Raw genomic sequence first — 13,545 nt, forward strand, 5'->3', positions numbered from 1 at the left:
CCGTCAGAATAGAACGGACAGGCCGCCATCCACGGCGATGACCTGTCCATTGATATAGGCGGACAGATTAGAGGCCAGAAATACCGCCAGTCCGGCAATTTCTTCAGGCCTGCCCCAGCGTCCGGTCGGATTACGCGCCGCCAGCGTTTGCCCGGCCGCAGAATTGACCATCTCCAGATTAGTCTCCGTGGCAAAGGTGCCTGGCGCAATCGCGTTGCTGGTAATGCCGCAAGCTGCAAATTCCACTGCCAGCGCCCGCATCATACCTGTCAGACCCTGCTTGGCGATGGGATAGACACCATCGCCGGGACGGGCGACCTGTCCTGCCACTGACGTAATGGTAATCAGCCTGCCCCACTGCTGCTGTTTCATGAGCGCCGCCGCTTTCTGGGACAAATACATGGCGCCCAGCAAATTGACCTGCAGCATCCGTTCCATTTGTTCAAAATTGAAAGCGGCCAGGGGCTGGCGAATTCGGATTCCCATATTATTGACCAGCACGTCACAGCGCCCATGCTGCTCGGTCAGGTAAGCCACGCAACGGTCGATATCGGAGATAACGGACATATCGCCGACCACGCCCTGCACGTGAATGCCTGTTTGCCGCAGTGTTTCGCAGGCCTGTTCCACAGACTGGGCGCTGCGCCCGTTGATATACACCCGCGCGCCGCTGCGCGCCATGGCCGAGGCCATCTCCAGGCCAAGCCCGCGTGTCGAGCCGCTGATAAAGACCACTTTATCGTGCAGCCCGAAGCCATCTGTATATGAACCCTGTTGTTGCATTGCTTTCCCTGGATATCAGCTAAACGAGCCTTTGTAACATGGCCTGAATAATGTCAAGCGTATGCAATAGGCCGGTTTACGGTTAAACTTGAACCTATTTTCACCCAATTGCCTGGAAAAAGTAAATGTTTGCCAGAAACACCCCTTTTAATTACGAGAAAATCTTAAAAGCGTGTGCAAAAGGACAGAAAAGTGCTTTGCAAACTCTGTTTAAGCATGAAGCGCCACTCATGGTTGCCCTGTCCCTGCGCGTATTGGGTAATTACAATCTGGCAGAACAGGCCGTCGTGTCTGCGTTTGTGCTTATCTGGAACAATGCCGAGGCCTACGACGAAGAAATGGGACCGGCACGAGGATGGATCTTCTCCATCCTGCGCTATCGCATCAGTCAGATTTTCAAGGAACACTATGATGCCATCCAGACGGCCAGCAAAAGCCAGGATGAATCGGTGCTCAACGAAGTCTCCAGCAATTTGCATGCAGACGTGCGTGAAGACCTGCCGGTAACACCGGCCTTTTATCTGCATCTGGAAGAGTTGCCCGAAGAGCCGCAAAAGGCGCTGATCAACATGTATTTCAGCGGCATGTCGCAAGCGCAAACCGCGACCAAAGTCGGCATGCCTCTGGGCCGATTCAAGGAAAATCTGTTTCTTGGATTACAGCACCTGGCCAAGCATCTGCCTGAATTTTCTCCACCACATCATGCGACGGAAAAAATGGGCGAGTATGTATTGGGCGGGCTGTCTGAAAACGAAGAAAAGCTGGTCTACAAATTGATGAATGACGATGCTGGCGTTTCGCGCATTGCCTTGCTGTGGGAAGCCCAGTTTACCCATTTGCTCAGTCAATTGCCTGCGCAAGTGGCCAGTAGCCGGGTATGGGAAAAAATAAAGAACACCGCATTTGTCAAGGCGCCGACCAGCGTTGCACAGGTTCCGGACACGGACGACGAAGACGGCGCCGAACAGCCTTACGCCGCGGGCATCAAAAGCACCTTGCGCAAGCTCTGGTTCATGCTTCCCTTTTGGCGTGCCCTGGCGCTGCTGCTGGCCATTGCTGCGCTCACTTTTTGGTACGTGGGCACCCCTGCTTCGGATCTGCCCAGGAAAGTAGCTGTGCTGGACTCCTCCATGAGCAATGCGCAAACGGGGTGGGTCGTTCGATTCAATACTACTGGCGATGCCCGCTTTTCTCCGGTAGTACGCCAGACGGTATCGGACGGTCTGGTGCTCCAGGCGTGGAAACGGTCCAACGGGACCGACAGCGCCCTAGCCCTGATCCGTGACAGCAAACCCTTTATGCTGACCGCAGAACGGGTCGGCCCCATTGTCGCTGGCGATCAGCTCTTGATCAGCCTGGAACCTGATGGTGGTTCGCGCAATGACAGGCCGTCAGGCACCATTCTTTATAAGGGAACTGTCGCCGATCTGTAGCGAAAATTTGCCATCAGCCAGGTTTTGTTCGATGCGGGCCCCTCCTTAAGGCTCCTGCTGCCCTTTAAACACCGGATCCGGCTGCGACTGGGTGGCGGCAAGTGACCTCTATCCTGTTTCGCTTGTTTGTAACTCGGTTTGTGCAAATCAAGACTCGTGGTCGTTTTGCACACAAGCATGGGTCCCCTTTCCGGCAATCGATGGCAAGCGCAGGCATTTTTTCAGCTGAAATTCAGGATGAGATGAAAAATATAAGCGTCGATGTAAAAAGATAAAGTATGATTGTAATAATTCGCCATAATTCTTCATAAATAGCACTAAATGTCATTAATCCTGCTTCTAATTCTTCCATTTCTGGGTAGTATACTCGTCGGCCTGCTGCCCGTACACGCCAGATCCCCGGAAGCTTGGATGGCAGGCATTATCGCGGTCGTTGGCGCGCTGATTACCTTGTCCTTTTTGCCCGATGTGCTGCAGGGCAACACCGTCGTCCAGACCCTGGAATGGGTGCCCTCCTATAAGTTGAATCTTGTGTTTCGCATGGACGGCTATGCGTGGCTGTTTTCACTGCTGATTACCGTCATGGGTGCGCTGGTAGTGCTGTATGCCCGCTACTATATGTCGCCCAAAGATCCGGTTACCCGTTTCTACTCCTTCTTTCTGGCGTTCATGGGCTCGATGCTGGGTGTGGTGTTATCCGGCAATATTATCCAGCTGGTTATCTTCTGGGAACTGACCAGCCTGTCCTCTTTCATGCTGATCGCCTACTGGAACCATCGTCAGGATGCCAAGCGAGGCGCCCGGATGGCGCTTACCATTACCGCGGCCGGCGGGTTCTGTCTGCTGGCGGCCATGCTCATGATCGGGCACATTGTGGGCAGCTATAATCTGGATGCCGTGCTCGATTCGGGCGACACCTTACGCAATCACCCATGGTATCTGGCCATCCTGATTCTGTTCGCGCTCGGCGCCCTGACCAAGAGCGCGCAGTTTCCGTTCCATTTCTGGCTACCCAACGCCATGGCCGCACCCACACCGGTTTCGGCGTATCTGCATTCTGCAACCATGGTCAAGGCCGGTGTGTTCATTCTGGCGCGGTTCTGGCCCGTGCTGGCCGGCACCTCAGCCTGGTTCTGGATTATCGGCATGGCCGGCCTGTGTTCGCTGTTTCTGGGGGCCTATGTAGCCACCTTCCAGAGAGATATGAAAGCGGTCCTGGCTTATTCCACGATCAGTCATCTTGGCCTGATTACACTGCTGTTGGGCCTGAACAGCAAACTGGCGCTGATTGCAGCCCTGTTTCACATGATCAATCACGCCACTTTCAAGGCGTCGCTCTTTATGGCCACCGGCATTGTCGATCATGAAACCGGCACCCGGGACCTGGTATTGCTGTCTGGGCTGCGCAAGGCCATGCCGATCACCGCGACACTGGCCGTGGTGGCTGCGGCGGCCATGGCCGGTGTGCCGCTGCTGAACGGTTTCATTTCAAAAGAAATGTTTTTTGCCGAAACGCTGAACCTGCCGGACTATCTGGAAGTGTCCAGCTGGCTGCCGGTCTTTGCCGTGCTGGCCAGCGCGTTCAGTGTTGCCTATTCCCTGCGGCTGATCATGCAGGTCTTCTTTGGCCCCAAGGCGACCGATCTGCCCAGCGAGCCGCACGAACCACCACTATGGATGCTCGTGCCCAGCGGCATTCTCGTGCTGACCTGCCTGCTCATTGGCATCATGCCGCAAACCATCATCGGTCCGGTGCTGGATTCGGCAGCGCACTCGATTCTCGGGCCGACGTTACCGCAATACAGTCTTGCCATATGGCATGGTTTCAATTTGCCGCTCACAATGAGCCTAATCGCCATGGGAGGCGGTATCCTGCTGACCCTGGTCCTGCGGCCCCTGCAGCGGCGCACGCCTGGCCAGACGCCGCTGCTTTATCGTATCGACGGACGTGTTTTCTTTGACTTCGTGATGAATCTGCTGGATACGGTGGCCTACCAGGCAATGAATCTGTTTTCCACCAAACGACTGCAGCCCCAGGTGTTGTGGATTGTCGTTATTACCGTTGTGGTTACCATCCTGCCGTTGCTGCTGTTCGAAGCCTGGCCGCAACTGGCCATGCGCAATATCGACCTGCCCTTTACCCTGCTGTGGATTATCGGTTCATGCTGCGCAGTTGGTGCGGCTTATCAGGCGAAGTACAACCGTTTCCGCTCACTGGTTCTGCTCGGCGGCGCCGGCCTGTGCAGCAGCCTCACCTATCTGTGGCTGTCCGCGCCGGATCTGGCCCTTACCCAATTAGTGGTGGAAATGGTCACCACCATTCTGCTGTTGCTGGGATTGCGCTGGCTGCCGCGCAGGATGTCAACAGAGCCGCCATCAGACCGCGGCCGGGCTCTGGTGCGGCGTTTGCGCGATATGACGATCGCCGTGGTCGCCGGCCTGGGCATGTCAATTCTTACCTACCTGCAGTTATCACGCCCTAAACCGGAAGGTGTATCGTCGTTTTATCTGGAAAAGGCACTCCCCGAAGGTGGCGGCACCAATGTGGTCAACGTATTGTTGGTAGACTTCCGCGGTTTTGACACGTATGGCGAAATTACCGTACTCAGTATCGTGGCCCTGACCGTATATGCCTTGTTGCGACGTTTTCGTCCGCCACGAGAAAGTTTGAAGGCTCTGGAAGATCGGCGTTTTCGTCAGAGCGGCGATACAGCGAGCGTCGATGAGGATGCTGAATTGCCCACGGGCACCATGCTGGTGCCGACCGTGCTGTCGCGTTTTGTCATGCCGATTTCTACGCTTATTGCATTGTTTTTCCTGTTGCGCGGCCACAATCTGCCCGGCGGCGGCTTTGTCGCAGGCCTGATTTTTGCCGCCGCCGTTATCCTGCAATATATGATGGGCGGCATCCGCTGGGTCGAAGACCGATCGCGCATCTTTCCCCAGTACTGGATTGCGGGCGGTTTGTTGATGGCTGGCGCTGCCGGCATGTCCGCATGGCTGGTCAAGCTGCCGTTTCTGTCTGCGCTGGCCGCGGATATTGATCTGGGCCCGCTTGGCCATTTGCATTTGTCCAGCGTCATCTTGTTTGACCTGGGCGTATTCGCTGTGGTGGTTGGCTCTACCTTATTCATGCTGGTCGCGCTGAGTCACCAATCCTTGCGGTTTTACAAAAAAGTGTCGGCCGAGACCGCCGAAGAAAATACGAGCAGCGACAGCACCGAATCTAGTCAGGACAGCGATGGCAGCGTGGCGGCCAAACCAGCGCTGCCGCCGAATGCCCAGGGAGCACCATCATGGAACTGATTTTGTCTATCGCCATCGGCATTATGGTCGGTTCGGGTATCTGGCTGCTACTGCGTCCGCGCACTTACCAGGTTATTATCGGCCTGACACTGGTGTCCTATGCGGTCAATTTGTTCATTTTTGCAACAGGTAAACTGACCACCGGTGCCCCGCCAATTCTGAAAAAGGGGGTGGCCACAACCCTGGCCAATTATGCCGATCCCCTGCCACAGGCGCTGGTACTGACCGCCATTGTGATCAGCTTTGCCACCACAGCCTTGTTTCTGGTCGTGATTCTGGCATTGCGCGGCCTGTCCAATACTGACCACGTAGATGGAACGGAGTCGCAATGAGCCAGTGGATGAATCATCTTCCCATCCTGCCGGTTGCCATCCCGATGATCGTGGGCGCGTTCATGCTGGTGCTGCGCGATCAGTATCGGAACGCAGCCGTTGTCCTGGGCATCATTTCCGTGCTGGCCCAGTTCTGCGTGGCGGTGGCCTTGTTCGGCATTACGACCGGCCGTATTCCCAACGACTACGAAAATCATATTATGGTGTACCTGCTGGGCAATTGGCAGGCGCCTTTTGCCATTGTGCTGGTGGCCGACCAGCTCAGCGCCATTATGCTGATACTGACTGCAGTGCTGGGGCTATGCTCGCTGCTGTATTCGACCGCGCTGTGGGATCGTGCCGGGGTCTTTTTCCATCCGTTGTTTCAGTTCATTCTGATGGGATTGAATGGCGCATTTCTTACCGGCGATCTGTTCAACCTGTTTGTCTTTTTCGAGATTTTTCTGGCCGCCTCCTATGGTCTGGCACTACATGGCTCGGGCATTGCCCGGGTCGCTGCCGGTTTGCACTATGTAACCGTCAACCTGATTGCCTCGTTCCTGTTGCTCATCGCTATTTCAGTCCTGTACGGCATTACTGGTACGCTCAATATGGCCGACTTGGGATTGCGTGCCGCCACACTAAGTGGCGACGACCGGCGATTGTTTGAGGCTGCCTGCGCCATCCTGGGTGTCGCCTTTCTGATCAAGGCAGGCGCCTGGCCATTGAACTTCTGGCTGACCAGCGCCTATTCGGCGGCAGTGGCGCCAGTAGCGGCGCTGTTTGCGATCATGAGCAAGGTAGGCATCTACGCATTGCTGCGCATTGGTTCGCTGCTACTGCCCACCGGCGCGCCGGCGGCTTTCAGTGGCGACTGGATGTTTGTAATCGGGCTGGCAACCCTGCTGTTCGGTACATTGGGAATCCTGTCGGAGAAAAACAGCGGTCGGCTGGTGGGCTATTGCATCATTATGTCTTCCGGTACCCTGCTCTCTGCACTGGGCATGCCAAGTGTCATTCTGACCGGCCCTTCCCTGTTCTATATGCTCAGTTCGGTGCTGGTGACCAGTACGTTCTTTTACCTGATCGAACTGATCAAACGTACCGAGTCTTTCGGGGGCAACGTGCTGGCGGTCAGTCTGGAAGCGTTTAGCGCCGAGGATCAGGAAAGCTCGGATTATTCCGGAACCGTTGTGGGTAAACCGATACCATTTGCTCTGGCGTTTCTGGGGTTGGCATTTTTCATCTGTGCGCTGGTCATTGCCGGCATGCCACCATTCTCGGGTTTTATCGCCAAGTTTGCCTTGCTCTCCAAAGCGCTGGATCTGTCCCAGACCAATGCATCTACTACCACCAGCGTCTGGCTGTTGGTGGTGGCCATGCTGATTTCCGGCATGGCCACGGTCATTGCCCTGGGACGCGCCGGCATTCGCATGTTCTGGAGCAGTGAGAAATTAAAGCCGCCGGTACTCAGCCGACGCGAAGCCTTTCCCATTACCCTGCTACTGATGCTGTGCATTGCGCTAACCGTTTTTGCCGGTCCGGTGATGGACCAGCTCTCGCTTACTGCCAAGCAACTTGACAACCCGGGAACCTATATGAAGGCAGTGCTCAACAGCCGGCCGGCCGTCATATCGTCACATGGAGGTGCGCAATGAAATCATGGTTTTCGTGGGTACCCATGACGCTGTTTCTGGCTGTCATCTGGATGCTGCTGGCCGATGCGCCACTGAGCACGGGCACCCTGGCTTTTGGATTGGCTGCGTCAGTGATTATTGTCCTGATGTCGCGCCGTCTGAGGCCATTTCTGGCCAGGCCGCGACGCATTTGGGTCATACTGAAACTGGCCAGTGTTGTGCTGGCAGACACGTTTCACTCCAATGTGACAGCCGTCAAAATCGTCCTGGGTTATCCAAAAATCAAGTACACGCCGGGATTTGTCTCTATTCCCCTGACGCTGCGTGACCCGCACGGGCTGGCAATTCTCGCGGCGATTATCAACTATGCGCCTGGTACCCTTTGGGCAGGCTTTCCGGAATCGGGCGATTACGTGCAACTGCATATTCTGGACTTGCCCCAGGAAAGCGACTGGGAGGCCTATATTATTGAGCGCTATGAGAAACCGTTGAAGGAGATTTTTGAATAATGGAAACCCTTCTGATCTGGTCCTGCTATTTCACCTTATTCTGTTTTGCACTGGCAGGCGTTATTCTGAGCCATCCCCTGTTTGTCGGACCGACCCCTCAGGATCGGGTATTGGGTATCGACGCCCTATATCTGATTGGCATGATGATCGCGCTGACCCTGGGCATGCTGTATCGTACATCGTGGTATTTCGATATCGCCCTGCTCGTCAGTCTTTTCGGATTTCTGAGCACCGCGGCCATGGCTCGCTTTCTACTGCGTGGCGAGGTTATTGAGCCATGATGGATACCCTGTCTCCCTGGATTGTTATTCCCGCTTCAGCGTTGATCGTAATCAGCGGCCTGCTAGTGCTGACAGCCAGCATTGGCATGGTGCGGGTCAGCAGTTTCCTGCCCCGCACCCACATACAAGCGATCATCTACTCCACAGCCCTCTGGTCCCTGCTGCTGGCGTCCCTGCTGCTGACGTTCAGCCTCAAGGATCGTACCTTCTTGCACGAAATATTGATTGGTATCTTTATTTTCATCACGTCACCGGTCAGTACCATTTTGCTGGTGCGTTCCTTCGTATTGCGTGAAGAACGGGCGAGCACGCTCGATGAAAGTGTCACGCCTTCGGCCAGGCCAACTGCTGATGCCAGTGAAGCGGAAAACGACCGTACGGCCGCCAGCGACGTTGCCTCAATAGAAGCGGAACTGGAAATGGAACCGGAGCAGGAACCGGAGCAGGACCGGGACCAGCAAAACGAACCAGATGCACAAACGACGCGTCGGCCCGACCCGTCCACCGATTTGCCAAAAGCCTGATTCAGATCGAATGCAAGGCAGTGCTTTGGCTGCTTTCGTGCACCAGGCGAGCATTTTATCTGACGGATAACTGATATTGCTTTGTGAATGCGCTGCGCCTGTTCTGTTCGTATCGCAGCGCCCTGCTTCATCGACTTGTATAACGTAGAAGAGCAAGCTGGGCAGCGGAAGGCAGCTGTAAAAGGCAGCAATACTGGGCTCGCGGCGGCATCGCCGCACGTTTTGCAGCGCCTCTTTGCTCCCGCCTTACGCTGCGATACTGAGCAACCAGCCCGCAACACCACTGCACATAACGACCAGCCATGGTGGAAGTTTCCAGAACATCAATGCGACCAGTGCGATCAACGCCAACCCGAAGTCATGCGGGCGATCAATGGCGCTGGTCCATACCGGCTGATACAGTGCGGCCAGCAGCAGACCCACGACGGAAACGTTGACGCCGGCCAGCGCGGCGCGGGTGCGCTGATGGTGACGCAATCGCTCCCAGAACGGCAAAACACCGACTACCAGAAGAAAAGATGGCGCGAAAATTGCAAGCAAGCAAATCAGCCCGGTGAACCAGGCAGGCGCACCGGTGCTCATGGCCGCGCCTAGAAAGGCTGCAAAGGTAAACAACGGACCAGGCACGGCCTGCGCTGCGCCGTAGCCGGCCAGGAAGGCGTCATTGCTAACCCAGCCCGTTGGAACCACCTGCGCCTGCAGCAGCGGTAGAACGACGTGGCCACCGCCAAAGACCAGGGAGCCGGCGCGGAAAAAAGCGTCCATCATGGCTATCATATGGTTTTGTACAAGTTGGGCCACAACCGGCAGCCCGGCCAGTAAAACAAAAAACAGCGCAAGACACAGGATGCCTGTCCGTCGGCTTACCACGACCGGCAATGCATCCAGCATGTTGTTCTGAGCCGGCTTGAACAGCCACAGCCCCGTCAGTGCCGCAACCATGATGATACTCACCTGCCCCCATAGGGGCGGCGCCAGCAATGCGGCAACGGCGGCGATAGTCATCATGGTAATGCGTATGGTATCCGTACACAGCGTGCGCGCCATGCTCCATACCGCCTGCGCCACGACAGCAACGGCGGCGACCTTCAGACCCTGCAGTGCACCTGCAGGCATGACATCGGCATAGCTGGATATGCCCAGCGCAAACAGGATCAGGGCTATGGCCGAAGGCAGTGTAAAACCGGCCCATGCCACCACAGCACCCATATATCCAGCCCTGGATAAGCCCAGTGCAATGCCCACCTGGCTGCTGGCCGGCCCTGGCAGAAATTGGCATAACGCAACCAGATCGGCGTAACTGCGCTCAGACAGCCAGCGGCGTCGGGTCACAAACTCTTCGTGAAAGTACCCCAGATGAGCAATCGGGCCACCAAAAGAAGTCAGGCCCAGACGCAGAAAGACAAGAAAAACAGACCACGAAGCAGCTTTATCGGTTCGGGTTTGAGGCTGGTTCATCGTGGTGCTTACTCGATTTATCGAAAGCGGTCATCATAATTCAAATATGATGACAAAGTCCTCTTTTACTATTCGATTGTCCTCGGCATGCCCTTTTGACACCGTGAACGCTTAAGTGATTTACGGTTTATGCACGGTAAAGGCAAACCGGCCGCAGCAACACCCGTCACGGGTTACGAGCAGCCTCAGTCGCTGAGGCGACCGCTGGTGATGGCAGAAAATGGGGGATAAAAAAGCCTGCAATGCAGGCTCTTGTTTGCGGCTATCGTTTGGACAGTGTGAATCTCGCCTACGCTGTTTACCCGATCACGACTGACCTCTGGCCGGCAAGAATGCTGGAGCGTCGGACATGAAGCCTGGTCGCAGCGCTCGCTGGCAATTCAAACGTCCAGTGGCTCGGTCCACTCGTCGATGAACTGGGTGTAATCCGAACGCTTTTTCTGCGGGATGGGCATTCTGGGTGTACCGATCGCAATAAAGCCCAGGAACCGATAGTCAAGCGAATCAAAGCCGAGTCCTGCTTGAAATTCATCAATGTAGGTGGCAATACCCGTGCTCCAGAATGCGCCGTAGCCCAGCATATAAGCTGCATTCAGGATATTGGTGACGGCGGCACCGGTAGCGAGAACCCGCTCAGTCTCGCTGATGGCGGTATTGCCATAATCGATATGGCAGGCCACAGCAATGATCATGGGCACTTCGCTGAGCCAGGCGCGGGTTGCCGCTTCTTTTTCGGGCGTGAACGGGGTGTCGCTCTGCTGGCGCAGTCCGATGGAAAAGTCGGCGAACTTGCTGATGGCCGGGCCGCGAATAATCTTGAACCGCCAGGGTTGAAGGTTGCCGTGATCAGGCGCTGCCATGGCGGCCTGTAGAATTCGGGCCAAATCATCATCATTGGGCGCAGGCGCCGTAACCAGTTTCATGGAGCTGCGAGACAACAGAAAATCAATGGGTTGAGTCATGAACAATTACCTGAGTTGCAATAGGAATATGATAGCGCAGCAGTGCCCGAAATGGGCCGATGACCCTGATGACAAAGGAAGATCGCCAGGCCGATTCGCCGGCCTTAATGGCGCAGTAGTGCCTTCATATCCCGTACCGCCTTTTCCCAACCGTCAAATATCGCCTGGGCCACGATGGCATGGCCTATATTCAATTCAGAGATGCCGCCAAGCGCCACAATGGCCTGGACGTTCTGATAATGCAGACCATGGCCGGCATTGACTTTCAAGCCCTGGCGCAAGCCTTCCGCAATCGCCAGCCGGATGCGTTCAAGTTCAAGCTGCTGTGCCTCGCCCGTGGCTTGCGCGTAGCTGCCCGTATGCAGCTCAATGACGCCGGCGCCCGCCTGTACGGCGGCACGGATCTGTTCAGGATCAGGATCGATAAAGAGTGACACCCGTGCATCTGCGGCGTGCAGCTTGCTGATGGCCTGGCTGACCGATTCGAAGTGGGTCTGAACATCCAGCCCGCCTTCGGTGGTCAGTTCCTGGCGCTTTTCTGGCACCAGACAGACATCATGAGGACGCACCTGACAGGCGATATCCAGCATTTCGTCGGTCACAGCGCATTCCAGATTCATTCGCGTTTTCAACAAGGGCCGCAAGGCATGGACATCGCTATCCTGAATATGCCGGCGATCTTCGCGCAAATGCAGCGTAATGGCGTCAGCGCCAGCCTGCTCGGCCAGCAACGCTGCACGGACCGGATCAGGATAGCCACAACCGCGCTGCTGGCGCAGCGTGGCCACATGATCAATATTTACACCCAGATCAATCATGAATACGTCCTGCTTTATGGCTGTGTTGACGGCGTGATTTGTGTCGCGTTACCAGAAACGGGCGCCGTATTGGTCAAGGGAGCATCGGGATTCGGACGCATCGTGGTATCACGATTCCAGCCGCCACCCAGGGCCTTATACAACTCCACTTTGTTCAGCAAGGACTCGAGCCCAACCTGGACGAAACTTTGCTGTACGGTGAACAGATTGATCTGCGCAGTTTGAACTTGCAAGAAGCTGTCTATGCCGTTTCTGTAACGCAGATCCGACAGATTGAGCGATTCGTATGCAGATTTTTGTTGGTCCCTGAGGGCTTGCAACTGCGCACCGTAGGTCGCTTCCCCTGCCAGCGAGTCAGCCACTTCCTTGAATGCCGTCTGAATCGATTTCTCATACTGAGCCACTGCAATATCCTTGCGTACTTCACTCAGCTCAAGATTGTTACGCAACCGCCCTGCCGTAAAGATTGGCATGGTGATAACCGGGTTGAACGACCAGGAACCTTGTCCGCCAGAAAAAAGCGTACCCAAGCCCAGACTGGCCGATCCAATCAGCCCGGTCAGTGAAATGCTTGGGAAAAAAGCCGCTCTTGCCGCGCCGATGTTGGCATTGGCAGCCAGCAACTCGTGTTCTGCGGCAATAATATCTGGACGTCTTACCAGCAGATCGGAAGGCAGTCCCGCAGGGATTTTCGTCATTAATACGTCGCCGGCGAACGGGCTGGCCGCAGGCAGGCCGGCCGGAATCGGTGCGCCGATAATCAGCTGCAACGCATTTCGGGCCAGTTGTTCGCTGCGATCCAGTTCAGCTGAGCTTGCCCGGGCAGAGTCCAGCAGATTCTTGGCCTGATTGACATCCAGCGCCGACGCTACGCCGCCGCGAAAACGCGTCTGCACCAGATCATAGGTAGACTGACGCGATTTGAGCGTCTTGGCAACCAGATCCCTTTGCTGTTGAGCGGCACGCAAATTGTAGTAAGCCGTAGCCAGTTGACCGATCAGATTGATCTGCGCCGTTTTGCGTCCTTCCACGGTGGCCAGATAAGCCTGGAACGCCGCTTCAGACAAGTTGCGCTGTTTGCCGAAGAAATCCAGTTCAAAGTCGGTAATACCGATACCTGCCGTAAAGCTGCGCGAGACCGACGGACTATCCGGGCCGGCCATACGCATATTGGGCGGCATGCGCTGGGCCGTTTCCTGCGCCGTAGCTCCAATTTGCGGGAACTGGTCGCTGCGCGTAATGCCATATTGGGCACGCGCCTCATCAACCCGCTTTACCGCAATACGCATGTCGCGGTTATTTTCCAGCGCCAAGCCAATCAGCGCCTTCAGGCGGGGTTCACGGAAAAACTGCTCCCATCCCAAGTCGGCAACCGTCGCCTGGTTGGCGTTGTTTTGTCCCGGATAGGTAGACGGAACCGGTGCGTCCGGCCGCGTATAGTCGGGTGACAAAGAGCAGCCAGCCAGCAGGACGGCCATGAAAACAGCGGAAAAACGGGGCAATGTACGTTGTGACCCTTGCAT

Annotated in this window: 12 protein-coding genes; 7 read left to right on the forward strand and 5 right to left on the reverse strand. The window is 55.9% G+C overall.

Going from position 1 to position 13,545, the window contains the following annotated elements:
- Window positions 1-3: 3 nt before the first annotated feature.
- Entirely contained in the window at window positions 4-783 is a 780-nt protein-coding gene (locus EV681_RS10530; protein ID WP_128394151.1) for an SDR family oxidoreductase, read from the reverse strand.
- 197 nt (window positions 784-980) lie between these two features.
- Between EV681_RS10530 and EV681_RS10535 the strand changes: the two genes are divergently transcribed.
- The 7 genes from EV681_RS10535 to EV681_RS10565 all read left to right on the forward strand — a co-directional run bounded on the left by EV681_RS10535 (window position 981) and on the right by EV681_RS10565 (window position 8,784).
- Window positions 981-2,216: an anti-sigma factor domain-containing protein gene (locus tag EV681_RS10535; protein ID WP_165393003.1), complete on the forward strand. Its 1,236-nt coding sequence runs from the start codon at window positions 981-983 to the stop codon at window positions 2,214-2,216.
- Between the two features lie 321 nt (window positions 2,217-2,537).
- Entirely contained in the window at window positions 2,538-5,522 is a 2,985-nt protein-coding gene (locus tag EV681_RS10540; RefSeq protein ID WP_130303894.1) for a monovalent cation/H+ antiporter subunit A, read from the forward strand.
- A complete protein-coding gene (locus EV681_RS10545; protein ID WP_128394148.1) occupies window positions 5,513-5,854 on the forward strand; it encodes a Na+/H+ antiporter subunit C in 342 nt (113 codons plus the stop codon). The genes EV681_RS10540 and EV681_RS10545 overlap by 10 nt, the downstream gene beginning before the upstream one ends.
- Window positions 5,851-7,491: a monovalent cation/H+ antiporter subunit D gene (locus EV681_RS10550; RefSeq protein ID WP_128394147.1), complete on the forward strand. Its 1,641-nt coding sequence runs from the start codon at window positions 5,851-5,853 to the stop codon at window positions 7,489-7,491. Before EV681_RS10545 ends, EV681_RS10550 begins: the two co-directional genes overlap by 4 nt.
- The gene (locus tag EV681_RS10555) at window positions 7,488-7,979 is read left to right on the forward strand and encodes a Na+/H+ antiporter subunit E (protein ID WP_130303895.1); all 492 of its coding nucleotides are present in this window, start codon (window positions 7,488-7,490) and stop codon (window positions 7,977-7,979) included. The genes EV681_RS10550 and EV681_RS10555 overlap by 4 nt, the downstream gene beginning before the upstream one ends.
- Window positions 7,979-8,260, forward strand: a complete 282-nt coding sequence (locus tag EV681_RS10560; protein ID WP_014750683.1) for a K+/H+ antiporter subunit F — start codon at window positions 7,979-7,981, stop codon at window positions 8,258-8,260. Before EV681_RS10555 ends, EV681_RS10560 begins: the two co-directional genes overlap by 1 nt.
- A complete protein-coding gene (locus tag EV681_RS10565) occupies window positions 8,257-8,784 on the forward strand; it encodes a monovalent cation/H(+) antiporter subunit G (RefSeq protein WP_130303896.1) in 528 nt (175 codons plus the stop codon). Before EV681_RS10560 ends, EV681_RS10565 begins: the two co-directional genes overlap by 4 nt.
- A gap of 246 nt (window positions 8,785-9,030) precedes the next feature.
- Here EV681_RS10565 and chrA read toward each other — a convergent pair whose 3' ends face one another.
- The 4 genes from chrA to EV681_RS10585 all read right to left on the reverse strand — a co-directional run bounded on the left by chrA (window position 9,031) and on the right by EV681_RS10585 (window position 13,545).
- On the reverse strand, window positions 9,031-10,242 hold the full coding sequence (chrA, locus tag EV681_RS10570) for a chromate efflux transporter (RefSeq protein WP_130303897.1): 1,212 nt from the start codon (window positions 10,240-10,242) through the stop codon (window positions 9,031-9,033).
- A gap of 380 nt (window positions 10,243-10,622) precedes the next feature.
- On the reverse strand, window positions 10,623-11,204 hold the full coding sequence (locus tag EV681_RS10575) for a nitroreductase family protein (RefSeq protein ID WP_130303898.1): 582 nt from the start codon (window positions 11,202-11,204) through the stop codon (window positions 10,623-10,625).
- A gap of 104 nt (window positions 11,205-11,308) precedes the next feature.
- Complete coding sequence (pdxJ, locus tag EV681_RS10580) at window positions 11,309-12,022, reverse strand: pyridoxine 5'-phosphate synthase (RefSeq protein WP_128394142.1); 714 nt, start codon at window positions 12,020-12,022, stop codon at window positions 11,309-11,311.
- Window positions 12,023-12,036: 14 nt separating this feature from the next.
- Complete coding sequence (locus EV681_RS10585) at window positions 12,037-13,545, reverse strand: efflux transporter outer membrane subunit (protein ID WP_130303899.1); 1,509 nt, start codon at window positions 13,543-13,545, stop codon at window positions 12,037-12,039.

The sequence above is a fragment of the Advenella incenata genome (assembly GCF_004217095.1).
In the GTDB taxonomy this organism is placed as follows: domain Bacteria; phylum Pseudomonadota; class Gammaproteobacteria; order Burkholderiales; family Burkholderiaceae_B; genus Advenella; species Advenella incenata.

Coding starts and splice junctions, on each gene's coding strand:
- EV681_RS10530 (WP_128394151.1), bottom strand. CDS start 783: ATGCAACAACAGGGTTCATATACAGATGGCTTCGGGCTGCACGATAAA.
- EV681_RS10540 (WP_130303894.1), top strand. CDS start 2,538: ATGTCATTAATCCTGCTTCTAATTCTTCCATTTCTGGGTAGTATACTC.
- EV681_RS10545 (WP_128394148.1), top strand. CDS start 5,513: ATGGAACTGATTTTGTCTATCGCCATCGGCATTATGGTCGGTTCGGGT.
- EV681_RS10550 (WP_128394147.1), top strand. CDS start 5,851: ATGAGCCAGTGGATGAATCATCTTCCCATCCTGCCGGTTGCCATCCCG.
- EV681_RS10555 (WP_130303895.1), top strand. CDS start 7,488: ATGAAATCATGGTTTTCGTGGGTACCCATGACGCTGTTTCTGGCTGTC.
- EV681_RS10560 (WP_014750683.1), top strand. CDS start 7,979: ATGGAAACCCTTCTGATCTGGTCCTGCTATTTCACCTTATTCTGTTTT.
- EV681_RS10565 (WP_130303896.1), top strand. CDS start 8,257: ATGATGGATACCCTGTCTCCCTGGATTGTTATTCCCGCTTCAGCGTTG.
- chrA (WP_130303897.1), bottom strand. CDS start 10,242: ATGAACCAGCCTCAAACCCGAACCGATAAAGCTGCTTCGTGGTCTGTT.
- EV681_RS10575 (WP_130303898.1), bottom strand. CDS start 11,204: ATGACTCAACCCATTGATTTTCTGTTGTCTCGCAGCTCCATGAAACTG.
- pdxJ (WP_128394142.1), bottom strand. CDS start 12,022: ATGATTGATCTGGGTGTAAATATTGATCATGTGGCCACGCTGCGCCAG.
- EV681_RS10585 (WP_130303899.1), bottom strand. CDS start 13,545: ATGCAAGGGTCACAACGTACATTGCCCCGTTTTTCCGCTGTTTTCATG.